We start from the raw sequence: 16,159 nt of genomic DNA on the forward strand, positions 1-16,159 counted from the left end.
AAAGAATTGTCTATAACTAATTTGCTTTCAGAAAGTGTTGAACTCAATTTTGGAAATTTAATTTTGAATCACTTAACATTTTTATTTTCATTTTTGAAAATAAGTTAATAAACACGTGTCCGCTAGCGTGAACTGCCAATAAAGGCATGTTCTGTGCAAGCGGGCGCATCCGATTAGAACGCCCCGCAATTGTCCCGACGAAGGAAGTGGAATTGTGGGGCGGCGGGCATCAGCCCACCAGTATGGGTTCTGCCCTGAAAGTACCCAAATTTAAAAAGAATCCTCTTTGGGCGGTCATACCTTCACGGAATAGCTTCCAAAGTAAAGAAGCCCCCATACTGGCTAGTGTAGCATTAATAAACAAATCCTGTTTTTCGAGTGCTTCGGCTAGGGAACAACTCGGTTCATTGTTTTCGGTTTGTGCTTCGAGAAGTTCCCTAAATTCATCCGTTACCATTGGAAGATTGGATACAGTCCTGTATAGATTAGAGATTGGTTGCCTGATTGCTCCAATAGTAGACAATAGCGCCTGTCCAGTATTTCGGGAATTACCAAGGTCAAGCCAGTACAATGCTTTGTTACGTTCCCAACTGCTATTTCCTGTACAGTCCTGTAATGCTTTTGCAATATCAAATCGTGCTGATACAGTATCGACACAACTGATATACATATTTGCTTTTCCACGGTTGGGTAGGGATTTGAGATTTGTTGTAGAAAACTGCTCCGTTACAGCTTTCCAATTCGTACCGAAAAAACGATTCGTTCGGTTAATAAGTGCTACCGATTTGTATAAGCCAACCTCTGCATCTGCAAAAAGCTGTCTTCCCTGATTGGCTTGGGTTACTTTATCATCATCGTATAAATTAACCTGCAATCCTGTATGCCCTAAAGCAATAAGGCTATGGTTCATTCTTGCGAGTTCTGTGAGCATCCTACTTCCTGTTCCTCCTGCGCCAATCAGGCTTATCGTGATTGGATTGGTTGGATTTATCAGGTAATTATCTGCGTAATGCATGGTTTTTAAGGTGTTCATGATAGTAGTTTTTTAAGGGTTTGACCATTTTTTATTAGGACTTTCATAGGAAACTTTTTGCGGGTATTTATAAGGTTCTGCCACAACTGGATAATGTTTCCTTTTACGGGACTTTTCTCGCTAATGAGGTGGCTGAAATAACTGTTGAAAAAATACTGTTCCCACAAAGCAATAAATTCTTCCAAGAGGCAATCTGTCTTAATATTTACTGAAACTGTACCCATACAAACCCTACCATCTTCATAAAGATTAAAAAAAGGTGCATGGTATAAAGGGGTAGCTTCTGTAATGGCTGTAGTTTCCTCCAAAGCATATACCCAAAGTGTGTTTTTAGAAGCTTTCCAAAGCAAAGACGGTATTGATGCTTTACCGTTTGAAATGCCCAAACTCTCGACAAAAAACAAGTCTGCCTTTTGGGATGGTGTGTGCCAAATGGCATAGCCATCATGGTCGGGACTTATGTACAGTACATTTTTAGGAAGCAGTCCTAAAGGTTTCAAAAAGTTGCGTTTAAGTTCATCAGAAGTATCTAAGGCATTGGCAAGCTGTGTACTTTCTTTTAGGCTCAACGGATGGGCATTGGTAGGATAACCATTTTTATCCATGTCATAACTCTCCAGATAAATACTTTTATCGGGCGAATTTTTCTGATAGATTACCAAGGCTTTTACAGGAGAATACAATGTTCCGAATGTTGCAGTTATATCTTTCATGGTATATGGTTTAAAAGAGAACATAATTCATTAATCAAAGGAAAAATTCGGTATTCGAAATCAAGTGCTTCTTTAGACGGACTATTTTGGTTATCATAGATTTGCTGTATAGTGGGTTCTTCTATTTCCCCACATTCATTAAATTCATCATTCACAACACGGGCAATGTTCTCATACAGCAAACCATCGCTATCGGCAATAAAAGAGATGTATTGTTCTGCGTGTATGATGTTATCCTCCTCATCACGTTCCTGATTCAGGGTATTTCGAAAAATGGAAGCATTGGGATACTCTGTCAGCAGGGCAAACGCTTTTTGTACAACGTCTAAACAGTCCCTACCGAAAGAAGACTTTGGCTTGTAGGTAGCAATGCGCTGTTTAAAAACATTGAGATGATAGGGATTGTATATTTTTCGAAGCATAACATCACCATAGTAGCTTGCCTGATTAAACTCCGAAGTTTCATGATTCTCATCACTTTCCAAATCATCTATTATCCATTCTTCCATACATTCATATTGATAAAATAAATAGGTGTGGGATTCCCTGTAGTACGGAATCCCTGCAATATGGTAGAGATAACTAAACACAGACAAGAGAAGTTCGGCAGTTTGTTTCTGTTTTTTGTCCTGTAACAAATGGTACAAAGGCAATACAGGAATATAATATAGGGTCGTGCCTGTATTGTAACTGTGGGTGGTTGCGAGTTTTACTGTTCCATCAACGTCCTGCATAATGGCAAGTTCAATATCCTGTCCTGACTTTTTAAGTTGTCTCTGAGCGTACTGATGCGCCAATAAGATATTGTAAGGGTACGGTTTGCATGCTACTTCTAGCTGTTCGAATCCATATACCCCTGTCAGGATATTCAACGAATCGAAAAATCCTTTTTCAGCTTGGTCAGCATTTGGTGTTTCTTTACCCTGTTCAAATAGCGGGAGAAACTGGTGTTTTAGAAAACCATCGGCAAGAGTTCCAAAGGAACTGAGGCTGGCTTGTTGTTTTTGAGTTCCTGCGCATCGGGCAAGCGGTTGGTGTTTTCTGCCCATGTGCCTAACTGTCTGTATAGTTTGCATAACTTTTTGTTTTTAGGCAGAATGATACTGCCTGTTATGGATTTCGTTTTCATGGTTTATCCTTTAGTTCCTATCTGTGATACAAATTTGTATTGCACAGCATCGTCATTTATTACAGGTCCTTCGATGGTTGCTGTTGTTAGTATGGGATAAGTTTGCGCATAAAAATTGAGTACCGCTTCGGGGCTGAATGAGGGAGATGGGTCGGCAAGTTTAATATCCTGTTCTTTATCCTTAAAGGAAAAGACTCTTTCTAGTAGTGTGGCTGTTAACATGGTTATTCGTTGTTAGGGTCGTTAAAAAGGTCTATTGGAAATTTATCGGAAAGTTCCGCTTTGCGTTGGTGAATGATGTCCTTATGTTCGGGATAGAGGTTAGCTTGTGGTACTTTCATCCATGCTTCTTTAAATTTACCGAGTGCTTCGAGTTCATCGGCTTTTTTCATCGCTTCTTCGTATTTTTTCTGCATTTCAGTTTTTTCCTTGCCCATCTTAAGGATGTTGTCTTTTTCCATTTGTGAGCTGATTTTTGCCTGTGCCGATTCTTTTAGGAATTGCTCCATATTGGCAAAAAGCTGTGCCGTATCTTTTACAGGCTGTTCTATAGCCTCAAAAAATCCTGCATCCAGTTCCTCTGCTGTGCCTTTAAGCAAAATGGGTGGTACTTTTTTACGTGCCTCATCGCCGATGGTATCATTAAAAAACAATACCGATACGATAAGCCTGTCGGCAGTTTCTTTGACTATGTTTATTTTCCAGTCGCCCGCAACCTGCAAGGCGATTAGGGATTGAAAGAAATTCATAATATTACGTTTTAAGTTGATAAAAAAAGGTACAGGCAGGATGTGCCTGTACCCATTGGATTAGTTTAGAAGTAATACATCAGAACCTTTGCACGAAAAATCCATGCACAAATTAAATGCAGTTTGTGTGCGTAGCTGTCCTGTACCACCCATTAAAAGGGAAGTTAGTTTTGCTTCATCGTCTTTGTAATTTCGGACATTCTGAAAGTAGCCCGTCACAGCATTGTATGCCCCAAACACAGTTCCTTTGGTGGTGTCCATAAGTTGAGTAGGGTCACTCATGGCATATTCAAAAGCACTATCAACCATATTGGTAAAACAGGTAGAAAGTTCCTCATCTTTTCCGTCCTGTATGGATTTTAAAACCTCTTTATTGGGAACAAGAGCGGACTGTATTAGTTTTTTTACTTCGTTGTCCGTGATGCGCACTTTTGCCCAATCGTTAAAAATGGTTTCCATTTGTGACGATAGCATATCGGATATGCCCATTACCTTATGTGCCTGTTCCAAGCGCTGTTTGGCATTGGAGGTATGACGAATGCGTACCGTATTGGTTTTGCTGTTCATAGCAGCATTAAGGGTATTAGCGCATACAATTCGTATGGGGGTAAAAGCAGCGGTTATGCTTCCGCTTCCATCATGCGAAGTGGTAAGGAATAAGTATTTTTCGATGAGGTCGTCCTTGCCGACCCTAATGTAATCGGGCAGTTTAGCGGTTATAAAAATGCGTTCGCCCTTACCCAAAGCCCCTGCGGTTTCGTATAGAATACCGTCACCGCCTACGATGTTGTCAAAAAAAGAAAATGCATCCCTGTTCTGTACGATTTGATAGTCCTTACCCACTACACCCAAGACGGTATTATTATCAGTACGTACCGTACTGAAATAATTAGGTACTTCAATTTCATTGCGGAGGATTTCGCTTTCAAAATCTATTGTATTTGAACAGGGTGTAAATAGCTTGCGTTTTTCGACTTCGTAATCCAAACCTGCGTGTAGTATTGCTTCTGCACTTGTTGGGTAATCCGAAATTATCTGTCCCAGATTGTGCCATGCTTTTTCTTTTACACTGAAAAAACTATGTTTTTGGCTTTGCTCGTTATAATTTATATGATGTGCCATGATGTTTAAATTTTAAATGTTATTGTTTGAATGAATTAAAAAGGCAGGTCGTCTGCGGTTTCTTGTTTTACTCCCTCGGTGGATTGAGGTATTATTTCGGTTGGGGTCTGTTCTGCTTTTTTGGCAAAAGCCAAAATTTTGATGTTGTTGGTATGAAATGTTAGGCTACCCAAAGCCTTACCATCACTACTACTATATACATTCAGACCGATACGCCCTGTTACTTGTACCAGTGCGCCTTTTTTAAGCCACTCGGCAATCTTTGCATTTAGCCAATAGGAGCAATCGATGTAGGTTACGATTTCTTTTGCCTTATCACTGTTTTTAGGCTTGTAAGTGTCGTTGATGGCAATGGAGAAATTGACTACTTCTTTGTCCTTGTTCACTTTGTAAATTGTGGCATCTTTTGTAATGCGTCCTGTGATTTCCATGATGTAAAATTTTAGTGATTACTACTGTTTAGATTTCTTCCCCAGTCCCCGCATAAATGTTTTCAAAAGAAAAAACGGAAAAAAAGAAAGCAAGAGTCAGGTGTCCGGTTTAAGGATGCGGAGTGCTATAAGTCCCGTAGGGTGGCAAACGCAGTACTGCCATTATGCGCATGCAGCAGCCGGCGGACACTATCTTAGCTGCCCTTTTAGTCCGTTTCGAATGAAAACTTCACTTAAAATAATTTTGAACATGACTTCAGAAGATGCGCCATTGCGCAGAAGTACAGTATAAATAAGGTTAGAAGAAAGACGTCATAGCAATTATTAATACTAAAAAGACATCAATGATAATGGAAATCCTTTTCTTTTTCGAAAAAGGTTAAAATGAAAACTGCAACCTACCTTGGGAATGCACAATGATTGATAAGAATGTTGATTCATTTTTAAATAAATATTTGAATCCATTTCTTTTAGGAAGAAACAAAAATCTCAAAAGAAGAATCTGAAAAAGGCAACTTAAGTAAATTCCTTATCTTTATAATTATTATGCATAACAAATTATCAGTAAAACAACTTTAAAAATAAACGTATGACATTAAAAACTAAAATTCTATCAGTAGCATTTTTTGCAGTTTCTTTTATCGGGTTTGCACAAAGTAATTGTAAAGAATTAAAAGGATGTGAAAGGAAATTATGTGAATTAAACACAAAATTAGAATCTGCTAAAAAAGCTGGCAATCAAAACCAAATCAAAGGAGTTGAAGATGCTATATCTCAAACCAAAAAGAACTGTACTACAAAAACAGTAAATAATGACCTTGACAAAAAAGTCAAAGAAAAAGAGCAAGAAGTCAAGGAAAGAACCGATGAGCTGAATAAAGCGATTAAAAATCAGGAAGCGAAAGAAAAGATTGATAAAAAAAGAAAGAAATTAGATGAAGCCAAAGCTGAATTGAAGAAAGCAGTTACAGCTCAAAAAACGAAATAAAAGACACTATCTCAAATAGTTCCTACCATTTTTTGGGAATTCAAATTAATAACCGGTATTTTTTTACTTGTGTAAAAATATTTTCTTTACAGAAAACCTCATTATTATAATTTTATAAAAAAACCTAACTACTGGATTATTGCTCTAGTAGTTAGGTATAAATTATGGTTCAGAAATGTTCTTATTCTTTATGCTATTCTTTTCAGAATATGAGGCGCTTATAAATCTACATCTAATTGTCTTTGTATCGAGTAAGAAAATGCTAGTAAAGATTCTTTTATAATATAAAGTTATAACTTATAAAAAATGAGTAATGAGTTAACATACTCATTACTCATTTTTATGGCAATAGCCTAAGTGACAATTTGCACAATGAATAGTAATCTTATAACTAAATTAAGGATTAGGGAAACCAGTATGCTGAGGAAGTTTCTTTAATTCCGTTGCACCCCTTTTGGTCTGTAGCCTCGAAATATGGGGTTCTCGTTTGATCATCCATACCAGCAGGCATATAAGTAGCATCCCAATAAGCTGTAAAATTCCCTATATTATCAGTGGTTACGGTACCCGCACTCACAGGTGTATCCACCTTAGGCACAGGTTGATTAACAACAAATAAATGTATCACTGTTCTTATAGGATAGCCAGAACCTTTTAAGGTAAATTGTGTATTTGTTGATGTTCTCTTGGGCTGGACATCTAATGTGGCTTTACAATTATTATTGCATTGCTGTGATTGCAAAATAAATGAAATAAGAATGAGTACAACACCGACTCTTAAAGGGCGTATTGCACCCAACGATAAAAAGTTAATAATTTTCATGATAATTAATTTTAGATATTAATAAATAAAACAATACAACATCTCGATATCCCTTCCTATACCACCTATATTTCGATAGAAAGAGAATGGTAGGCAACGGTGACAAATATCTGTTCTAGATCTTCAAGATATTTTCTTTGTCTTTTTGAAGTGCTGGTTCATCCATAAAATACTTTATAGCAACCTTTTCCCATACATCCTACATCAGCTTGATATCGTTTGCATAGGGCGATTTTTCTCTGAATGATAGAGCAACTGGAGATTTACCTTGGAAAGAATCCCTTTGGCGTATATTGTAATCAGCGGTTTTTTCATCGTTTTCAATATGTCATCCCTATCGGGGTCACATTGTAATTAGCACCGTGTTACATGTAAATTAGTATATCGTGTAAATTTAGTAAATTAATCAATAGATTTACCAATTTACAAGACATAACTACATCAAAAAGAATATGTTACGTTTTTTTTATTTCAAACAATTGATTTATATAAATAAACGTAGATATCTATTTTATATGAAAAATGTAAATGGATGGGCATAGTTCTCAGATTTGTTTAAGGAAGATATTTATGAGGTCTCAAATAAAAAAGGACAAAAAAATTACAAACGACACAAACAACATAAAATCAATAACTTACGTTTTTGGATAAAATTCTTAAAAATCAAGAGCCTAGGAATGACGGGGGCTTTGCTTTAGGGACTAATCCGGTAATTTTTTTGTCCTTTTGATGATTAAGCATTAATTTATAGAAATAAAAAAAAATCATTATCAACCATATAAACTTCGAAAAACATAAAACACACGATTGATACACTACCCAAAAATTACATTTTATTTTCATGACCTATTTTGATACACTAGGTTACAACAAAAGCATTTTAAGGCTTTTTAAAAAACTAAAAATGGAAGAGACAACCAACAGGCAGTCTCTTTACTATTCAAAATTTATAATTTTATATTATTTTTCAGTTAGTTACATCGCCATTTTGTAAAAACACCTGATCTGATACATTACCATTATAATTGTAGGTTCTTTCATTTATTGAAAAGACCACAACATAATTATTTCTGTAGGATACTGGTAAAAGTGAGTACTGTAAATGTAGTAAATACTACTATATACCTAACAAAAGAAAGCAAGTAGTATTTTTATCACAAAATAAAATACCAGAAAATTGAATTTTCTCAAAGGACTTCATAATTAATGGATTAGTTTTATTCTCCGATTTACTCAATAAAAATTATCCCGGATGAACATCCTTATCGTAGATGACCACCCAATGAATGTAGAATTATATGAAAATGTACTTCTACACGATTTTGCATCCTATAAGCCTCTAGTTATTACAAAGGCTTTTAACTGCAAAGAGGGTTATACAGCAATTGAATCGGTAACGTTAGATCATGAATTATTTTTTGATTTAGCAATTATCGATTATTCCTTACCCATCTATCAGGAGAAGAATATTTTATCAGGAGCTGACCTAGCGCACCTGGTCAGGGATTATTTTGAAAACTGCAAAATAGTAATTATCACTTCACATACACAAAAGCTTTTGGTTTATGATATTATAAGGAAAATTAAACCCGAAGGAATTGCTATAAAAGCTGATGTAACCACTTCAAATTTCATTGAAATTATATCCTCTGTCTTAAAAGGCAATCTGTATCAAAGTGCATTAGTAAAAGAATATATAAGCGAAATCTGGAAAAAAGAATTAATAGTCGAAAAAACCAACAGACAGATTTTGTTTTATTTAGCCAAAGGCTACCGAGTTAAGGAGCTGGAAGAAGTAATACCATTAGCTGGCAGCACCATTGAAAAACGTATTGTAGATTTAAAGAAAATCTTTGCTGTATTAGATGACAGTACTCTCGTAAAAGAAGTAATTAGACAAGGTTTTTTATAAATGTTAAAAAAATTAACACAAACAAGGGTTCTACTATCTCATTTGTTAAATCTATATATTATTAAATTTTCACTGCTAATTTATTTTTATATTTCCAAATAATTAACAGGAATATTCATGTGCCTGTAAAATGAATTCGATTTTTAATAAAGTAAAATAAGCAATCTAAATACACCTAAAGTAATATGATCAAAAACAATGTAATAGTTGTCCTTCTTTTAGTTATTATTCTTTCTTGTAGTAGTATGAAAACCAAAGACAATTACACTGTCAAGAATGAAACTTCATCAAAAAATGAACTAAACTATATCCCATATTATCTAAAGATGTATAAGGCCGACAGCCTGTTTTTAATAAATAACTTCTCAGAAAGCTATAAAATACTAGATAGTTTATTTAGGGTTTATCCTCCACGGGCAACAGATAATTATGTCGAATATGGGATATATGTATGTTCCGCAGTAATGTCTGGTCATCTGGAGGATATTGAAAAAAAAGCTCGCTTTGGTTATAGTCATTTTGGGGGAATAGCTACGGTACATAAGGATGCTTATAACATGGAACAGGCTGTTATTAGAGCTGCGGCGCTTAGCGAGAATGAAATCAAATTTTTGAAAGCTATTTATCAAAAAAGTCTTAACCTAGAACTTAGGAAAAAGATGCTAATAATGTTTAAGGAAGACCAACTAGCAAGAACAAATGGGGATAATGCGCAGATGGATAGTATTGACCATATAAATAGAAGTCAACTGGAAGAAATATTTAAAGATTATGGCTATCCAGATATAAATTTAATAGGTGCTTCAAGTGCCTGGGATATGGCTGATGGTGATATACGTGAAGGAATTTTGTTTGTACATCAACCTGACGATTTTAAAGAAAAATATTTACCGTTCCTGCTCGAAAATATAAAAAATGGGAAATGTGACCCTGATACGTATGCTTTGGTCTACGACAGGATGATGATGGATAAATATGAAAAACAGTATTTCGGAACATATAATTGCAGTAGCACCGAGTTTTGTAATTTAATAGAACCTAATAAAGTAGATTCTATACGAATTTCAATTGGGCTTCCGCGTCTTAAGTATTATCCTTGGAGGATGATGCAACGTAGTTAGTAACCTTAAATTTTATATATTTATGAATGTACTTAAATCTTTGGAGGATTTCAAAAAGGAATCCAATGTGTTAGAAAGTGCCCAGCTTAAACAAGTTTCGGGTGGGTATATTAGGAAATGGCAAGAACCCACCTGTGTTGGTGATCGTTCTGACATTTCGTACATGGAAGCAGAATATCGCTATAACGGCAGAGAGTATGTGTTATATGGCGTTGCCTTTCAAAGGAAAGTAGTATGGGGCAGTTTAGAAGGAGGAACCTAAAACTACTAAGCCCGGTATAATATCGGGCTTAAATTATTTTGATGTGCTTGCAAGCCATTGAGTATATAGCTTATGGTATTAGGAAGTTAACTCAATACCCGATAATTATAATTTTTTGTAATAAATGATACTAATTATTTCGGAGGCATTTGATTCTTCAACCACAAACGTGATTGAATGGCTAGATTTTTTAGAAAAAAAATGGATTAGAATCAATGCCCAAAATGACCTAGAACTTAATTTTATAGGTAATGATGTTGTTTTTAAAACACAGGACACTACTTTTAAATTATCAGAAATTAGCTCTTGTTGGTACAGAAGAGGGTATCTACCGATGAAAAATAGTTACAAAACAGGTATCGCACAATTTGATAATTTGCAAGTTGGAGAGTTTGATAATGTGGTTCAATTTATTTACTATAAACTAAAAAAGAAAAAACATTTAAATTCCTTTTATCAAGCTGATGTAAACAAATTAATTGCAAATGATATTGCCTCTGAGCTAGGAATACTGGTCCCATCTGATTTAATCTTTTCTAATGCCCAAGTGTTGAAAAATGAATTATCAGCTTCCTCAAAAGACTTTATTACTAAAGTAATGAGTGGTAACTGTATGCAAAAGTTTCAGGGTTTTACTATTTATAATTACACGAAGGACTTAATAACAGATAATATTCCTGACGATTTTTTTCCATCCCTAGTACAAGACAAAATTGCTAAGAAATACGAACTGAGAATATTTTATTTAGACAATAAGTTTTACTCCATGGCTATTCTCTCTCAGAGTGATCCGCAGACAAATGTTGATTTCAGAAATTACAACAATGAGAAACCTAACAGAACAGTTCCTTATAAGCTACCTGAAGAAATTGAGGATAAACTGTCATTACTAATGAATAAATTAGATGTAAACTGTGGGTCTATTGACATGATAGTTACACCTAAACATGAGTACGTATTTCTGGAAGTAAATCCTGTTGGTCAATTTGGAATGGTATCCCATCCTTGTAATTATGAACTCGAGAATAAAATCGCTCAATTTTTATAAAATGGAACAGAAGAATATAGAAAAATATATTGATGATCATAGACGGAGTCTACCGTTATCATATAATAAAAATTTAGTTCTAAGGGAAAATAACAGCTCCAAAAGTTTGCCTGTTACTATTTCAAAAAAATATAACGATGGTAATCTTATTATAGAAAGATTTTATAAACCAATAACCCGTTTTTTATAATCTACAATTATGTACACTGATTCATATTTTAAAATCTTCACAAACTGTTTAGTTGTAAAAGGATTCAACAGGAGTTTAATAATTGATATTGGGAGAGACTATTTTACAACAATACCAGATTCAATGCATGAGGTTATAAATCATTTAAATAAAAAAAAAAGTCTCGCAGACGTATTTGATATGTATGGAGAAGATAACAGGGAAATCATAGATGAATATCTTAATTATTTGCTTGCGAATGATTTTGGAATTATAACTGATTACAATGAATTTGATCAGTTTATTGATATGAATAAGACATTTCGTTCGCCATCCTCAATCAATAATTGTGTTCTAGAATTCGGAAAGGAAAGTATTCTTTATCTGGATAGAATAATAAGTGATTTAGAGAATTTACATTGCAGTTATTTACAAGTGATTTGCTATGAAAAAATTGACCTATCAAACTTCATATTATTACTACAATCCACAAACGGTGGCAACTTTAGATCTATTGAACTTGTTCTAAGCTATTCTGAAGAGCTGGTCAGCTTTCTTCCGACAATTGTTACATATAACACCCGTATTACATCTGTGATTATCCATAATGCAATGGATAAACAAAAAAGTGTTGAAGAGAATTACTTCCCCATTTCTTTTATTGATAAGGAAATAACCAGCTTTTTGCATTGCGGAGTTATTGATACTAAATATTTTGAAGTAAACAGAGATAAGGTATTAGAGTCTTTAAGCTTTAATTCATGTTTAAACAAAAAAATTTCAATAAATAAACTTGGAGAAATAAAAAATTGTCCAGCAATGCCAACAAGTTTCGGAAATATAAAAAATACCACCTTGCAGGAGGCATTTGATGATATAAATTTTAAACAACACTGGCAAATCAGTAAAGAAAAAATAAATGTCTGTAAAGATTGTGAGTTTCGTCATATCTGCACAGATTGTCGGGCTTATGTTGAAGATCCCAAAAATATTTATTCAAAACCATTAAAGTGTGGCTATGACCCCTATACGAACGAATGGAGTGATTGGAGTACTAATCCGCTGAAACAAAAAGGAATTGAATATTATGAGTTGCAAAAAATGATACAAACAAATGCTTAAGAAGTTTCCTTTTTATAAGCAAGCTGACGAAAAAGATTGTGGACCTACCTGTGTAAAAATTATTGCCAAACATTACGAACGAAAACTCGATATTGAAAAGCTTAGGCAACTAAGTGAAACTACAAGAGAAGGAAGTAATTTACTATCCTTAAGTGAGGGGGCTGAAGAAATAGGATTCAGAACATTAGGAGTAAAAATATCACTAAAAAAACTTCAGGAAGCACCACTGCCCTGCATTTTACACTGGAATAAAAACCATTATGTTGTATTCTATAAGGCGCGCAAAAATACTTTTTATGTATCGGATCCAGCTTATGGTTTACTGGAATATTCCAAAGAAGATTTTTTGAAATTTTGGATTGGGAATAATGCAACAGAGGATACTGAAGAAGGGATTATCTTGTTAATGGAACCTACACCGAAGTTCTATGAAATAGAGTTTGATAAAGAAGAAAAAAGAACATTCAGTTTTCGTTTTTTTTCGAAGTATATTCTTCGTTACAGGTCTTTTCTAATGCAGCTTATTTTAGGGCTACTCGCTAGTAGTTTAATACAGCTTATTTTTCCTTTCCTGACTCAAAGCATTGTTGATGTAGGAATTCAAAATCAGAATATTCATTTTATCAACCTAATACTGTTTGCACAGCTTTTTCTCTTCTTTGGTCGTACAGCTTTGGAATTCGTTAGGAATTGGATATTATTACATCTATCAACAAGAATCAATATATCCCTAATCTCTGACTTTTTTATAAAATTAATGAATCTTCCAATTTCTTTTTTCGACATAAGAATGACAGGAGATATTATGCAGCGTATTAATGACCATCACAGAATAGAAAGGATTTTAACTAGCTCATCTTTAAATATCCTGTTCTCTTTTGTGAATTTAATTATAATGGGAGGAATACTGGCTTATTATAATTTACAAATTTTTGCTGTTTTTTTCATAGGTAGCTTTTTATATTTTGCCTGGGTACTTTTGTTTTTAAAGCGCAGAGAACTACTCGATTATAAACGTTTTTCTGAGGTAAGCCAAGAACAAAGCAAAGTTATAGAACTCATCAATGGAATGCAGGAAATTAAGTTGCATAACGCCGAAAAACAAAAACGTTGGGGTTGGGAGTACATTCAAGCTAGATTATTCAGGGTTTCAATTAAAGCACTTATACTTGAGCAAACTCAAAGTATTGGCTCAAATTTTATTAACGAACTTAAGAACATCATCATTATTTTCCTTTCTGCAAAACTTGTTATTGATGGAGAAATAACCCTTGGTATGATGATGGCAATTAGTACTATTGTAGGAAGTCTAAACGGGCCAATCGGTCAATTGATCAGTTTTATTCGTGAAGCACAAGATGCAAAAATATCGTTAGCAAGGCTTGCCGAAATACATGATAAGGAAGATGAAGTAATGAGCGATAACCATAAATCGCACGATTTCCCACACGATGCAGATGTTTTTATAAAAGACCTCTCATTTCGGTACACTGGCTCAGATGCCTTAGTTTTAGAAGAATTAAACTTACATATACCAAGAAATAAAGTTACTGCTATCGTAGGAGTTAGTGGTAGTGGAAAAACTACATTAATGAAAATATTATTGAAGTTTTACGAACCCCAGAATGGTAAAATATTACTTTCAAAAACCGATGGGGTAGAGATTAATCTTAGTGATATCTCACAAAAAACATGGAGAGCTAATATTGGTTCTGTCATGCAAGAAGGATATATATTTAGTGATACTATCGCAAATAATATTGCGATAGGAGTTGATATCATCGATAGAGAACGACTTCAATATGCAGCTGATGTTGCTAATATCAAAAGTTTCATAGAGGGACTTATACAGGGGTACAATACAAAAATAGGTATGGAAGGTGTTGGTATGAGTACAGGACAAAAACAACGGCTGTTAATTGCGAGGGCTGTTTACAAAAATCCTGAAATGTTATTTTTTGATGAAGCTACCTCTGCTCTTGATGCTAATAACGAAAAAGAAATCATAGAAAAATTAGATACTTTTTTTAAGGGCAAAACTGTTGTTGTAATTGCTCATAGGTTAAGTACAGTAATGAACGCAGACCAGATAGTTGTTCTTGACAAAGGGAAAATAGTTGAAAAAGGAAATCATAACGAACTTATTGAGAAAAAAGGTAATTATTATGAACTGGTAAAAAACCAATTACAACTAAGCTATGCCTAATCAAGATATTGAATTAAGAAGTGAAGAGGTACAGGAGATATTAACCCGGGTTCCTCATTGGATGATACGTTGGGGTAATGTCATTATTTTAATTATTCTGTTAATGATATTTTTATTGGCTTGGATCATAAAATATCCTGATATTGTTACCACTGATATTACTATTACCACCTTGACTCCACCAGAGAAACTTATCGCAAGAAGCTCAGGGAGACTTGAAAAGATTTTAGTTATTAATCAACAGAATATAAATAAGCACACGCCCTTAGCTGTTATCGAAAACACAGCTAATTATGAAGATGTTTTTTACCTGAAAAGTATTACTGACACACTAAAAGTTAATAATGTACATTTTGAGTTCCCTTTTGAGAAACTAAGAGGCTTACAATTGGGAGATATTGGGGCGGCATTTACTGTATTTGAAAAAGATTATATTGCCTATACACTTAATAATAATTTACAGCCCTATTCCGTAGAAGGTAATGCTCAAAGCTATGAGATTGTTCAGTTAAAACAAAGATTATCTTTATTAGTTGAACAAAAAGAGATTGCAGATAAAGAAATAGTAATAAAAAAAAATGAGATATCACGATATCAAAAACTATATGACAAAGGTGTTATAGCGACACAAGAATGGGACACAAAAAATCTTGATTATCTACAATTCGAAAAAGGATTACGGAATTTAAATGCCTCCATTTCTCAAACCAAATCTTCGATAAATGATTTGGATAAGAATACAAAAACAACAAGAATAAATGAAACTAAAGATGAAGTAAACCTTTTCAGGAATACCATTCAATCGTATAGCCAATTAAAGAAAGTAATTGGCGATTGGGAACTGGCTTATGTATTACGATCATCAATAGCAGGAGAAGTATCTTTTTTACAGGTTTGGAAAGAAAACCAAAGTGTAACTTCAGGTGATAATATATTTACTGTCATTCCTAGAAATGAGACCAATTATATTGGTAAAGTAAAAGCAATTGCGCAAAACTCCGGTAAACTAAAACAAGGTCAGAAAGTAAATATTCGTTTGGCTAACTATCCAGATCGTGAATTTGGTGTACTCAATGGAAATGTAGAAAATATTTCGCTGACTCCTGACAAGGAAGGCAATTTATTGATTGATGTTTCATTGCCCGAAGGATTGAATACATCATATAACAAAAAAATATATTTCCAGCAAGAAATGACGGGAACAGCCGATATTGTTACAGAAGATTTACGTTTAATAGAGCGCCTGCTTTATCAATTCAGAGATATCTTTAGCAGATCAAATACTCTCAAAAAAGAGACTAAAGAGTCTGCAAATAAATAATTAAGGGTTA

16 protein-coding genes are annotated in these 16,159 nt (G+C 34.2%); 8 read left to right on the top strand and 8 right to left on the bottom strand.

Annotated elements, in window-relative coordinates:
* Positions 1-229: 229 nt before the first annotated feature.
* The 7 genes from OIU83_RS01205 to OIU83_RS01235 are packed head-to-tail and all read right to left on the bottom strand — an operon-like array spanning position 230 to position 5,177.
* Positions 230-1,033, bottom strand: a complete 804-nt coding sequence (locus OIU83_RS01205) for a PRTRC system ThiF family protein (RefSeq protein WP_264204456.1) — start codon at positions 1,031-1,033, stop codon at positions 230-232.
* Positions 1,030-1,746 (bottom strand): prokaryotic E2 ligase family D protein, encoded by a 717-nt coding sequence (locus tag OIU83_RS01210; protein ID WP_264204457.1) that lies wholly within the window; start codon positions 1,744-1,746, stop codon positions 1,030-1,032. The genes OIU83_RS01205 and OIU83_RS01210 overlap by 4 nt, the downstream gene beginning before the upstream one ends.
* Complete coding sequence (locus OIU83_RS01215; RefSeq protein ID WP_264204458.1) at positions 1,743-2,822, bottom strand: hypothetical protein; 1,080 nt, start codon at positions 2,820-2,822, stop codon at positions 1,743-1,745. Before OIU83_RS01215 ends, OIU83_RS01210 begins: the two co-directional genes overlap by 4 nt.
* 56 nt (positions 2,823-2,878) lie before the next feature.
* On the bottom strand, positions 2,879-3,097 hold the full coding sequence (locus OIU83_RS01220; RefSeq protein ID WP_264204459.1) for a PRTRC system protein C: 219 nt from the start codon (positions 3,095-3,097) through the stop codon (positions 2,879-2,881).
* Between the two features lie 2 nt (positions 3,098-3,099).
* Complete coding sequence (locus OIU83_RS01225) at positions 3,100-3,624, bottom strand: prtrc system protein e (RefSeq protein WP_264204460.1); 525 nt, start codon at positions 3,622-3,624, stop codon at positions 3,100-3,102.
* 60 nt (positions 3,625-3,684) lie between these two features.
* Positions 3,685-4,746: a DUF932 domain-containing protein gene (locus tag OIU83_RS01230; RefSeq protein WP_264204461.1), complete on the bottom strand. Its 1,062-nt coding sequence runs from the start codon at positions 4,744-4,746 to the stop codon at positions 3,685-3,687.
* Positions 4,747-4,781: 35 nt separating this feature from the next.
* Positions 4,782-5,177 (bottom strand): single-stranded DNA-binding protein, encoded by a 396-nt coding sequence (locus OIU83_RS01235; protein ID WP_264204462.1) that lies wholly within the window; start codon positions 5,175-5,177, stop codon positions 4,782-4,784.
* 589 nt (positions 5,178-5,766) lie between these two features.
* Here OIU83_RS01235 and OIU83_RS01240 point away from each other — a divergent pair.
* Entirely contained in the window at positions 5,767-6,165 is a 399-nt protein-coding gene (locus OIU83_RS01240) for a DUF1090 domain-containing protein (protein WP_264204463.1), read from the top strand.
* A 403-nt stretch (positions 6,166-6,568) separates the two neighbouring features.
* Here the strand turns inward: OIU83_RS01240 and OIU83_RS01245 are convergent, their stop codons facing one another.
* A complete protein-coding gene (locus OIU83_RS01245) occupies positions 6,569-6,964 on the bottom strand; it encodes a hypothetical protein (RefSeq protein WP_264204464.1) in 396 nt (131 codons plus the stop codon).
* Positions 6,965-8,240: 1,276 nt separating this feature from the next.
* Between OIU83_RS01245 and OIU83_RS01250 the strand changes: the two genes are divergently transcribed.
* The 7 genes from OIU83_RS01250 (at position 8,241) to OIU83_RS01280 (ending at position 16,149) form a co-directional block, all read left to right on the top strand.
* Entirely contained in the window at positions 8,241-8,900 is a 660-nt protein-coding gene (locus tag OIU83_RS01250; protein WP_264204465.1) for a response regulator, read from the top strand.
* Positions 8,901-9,085: 185 nt separating this feature from the next.
* Complete coding sequence (locus tag OIU83_RS01255; RefSeq protein ID WP_264204466.1) at positions 9,086-10,021, top strand: DUF6624 domain-containing protein; 936 nt, start codon at positions 9,086-9,088, stop codon at positions 10,019-10,021.
* Between the two features lie 22 nt (positions 10,022-10,043).
* Positions 10,044-10,283 (top strand): hypothetical protein, encoded by a 240-nt coding sequence (locus OIU83_RS01260; protein WP_264204467.1) that lies wholly within the window; start codon positions 10,044-10,046, stop codon positions 10,281-10,283.
* Positions 10,284-10,407: 124 nt separating this feature from the next.
* Entirely contained in the window at positions 10,408-11,331 is a 924-nt protein-coding gene (gene gwsG / locus OIU83_RS01265; RefSeq protein WP_264204468.1) for a grasp-with-spasm system ATP-grasp peptide maturase, read from the top strand.
* Positions 11,332-11,530: 199 nt separating this feature from the next.
* Positions 11,531-12,622: a grasp-with-spasm system SPASM domain peptide maturase gene (gwsS, locus tag OIU83_RS01270; RefSeq protein WP_264204469.1), complete on the top strand. Its 1,092-nt coding sequence runs from the start codon at positions 11,531-11,533 to the stop codon at positions 12,620-12,622.
* Positions 12,615-14,828: a peptidase domain-containing ABC transporter gene (locus OIU83_RS01275; RefSeq protein WP_264204470.1), complete on the top strand. Its 2,214-nt coding sequence runs from the start codon at positions 12,615-12,617 to the stop codon at positions 14,826-14,828. Before gwsS ends, OIU83_RS01275 begins: the two co-directional genes overlap by 8 nt.
* Positions 14,821-16,149: an HlyD family efflux transporter periplasmic adaptor subunit gene (locus tag OIU83_RS01280; protein ID WP_264204471.1), complete on the top strand. Its 1,329-nt coding sequence runs from the start codon at positions 14,821-14,823 to the stop codon at positions 16,147-16,149. The genes OIU83_RS01275 and OIU83_RS01280 overlap by 8 nt, the downstream gene beginning before the upstream one ends.
* Positions 16,150-16,159 lie beyond the last annotated feature (10 nt).

This window comes from Flavobacterium shii (assembly GCF_025847235.1).
GTDB classification, from domain to species: Bacteria; Bacteroidota; Bacteroidia; order Flavobacteriales; family Flavobacteriaceae; genus Flavobacterium; species Flavobacterium shii.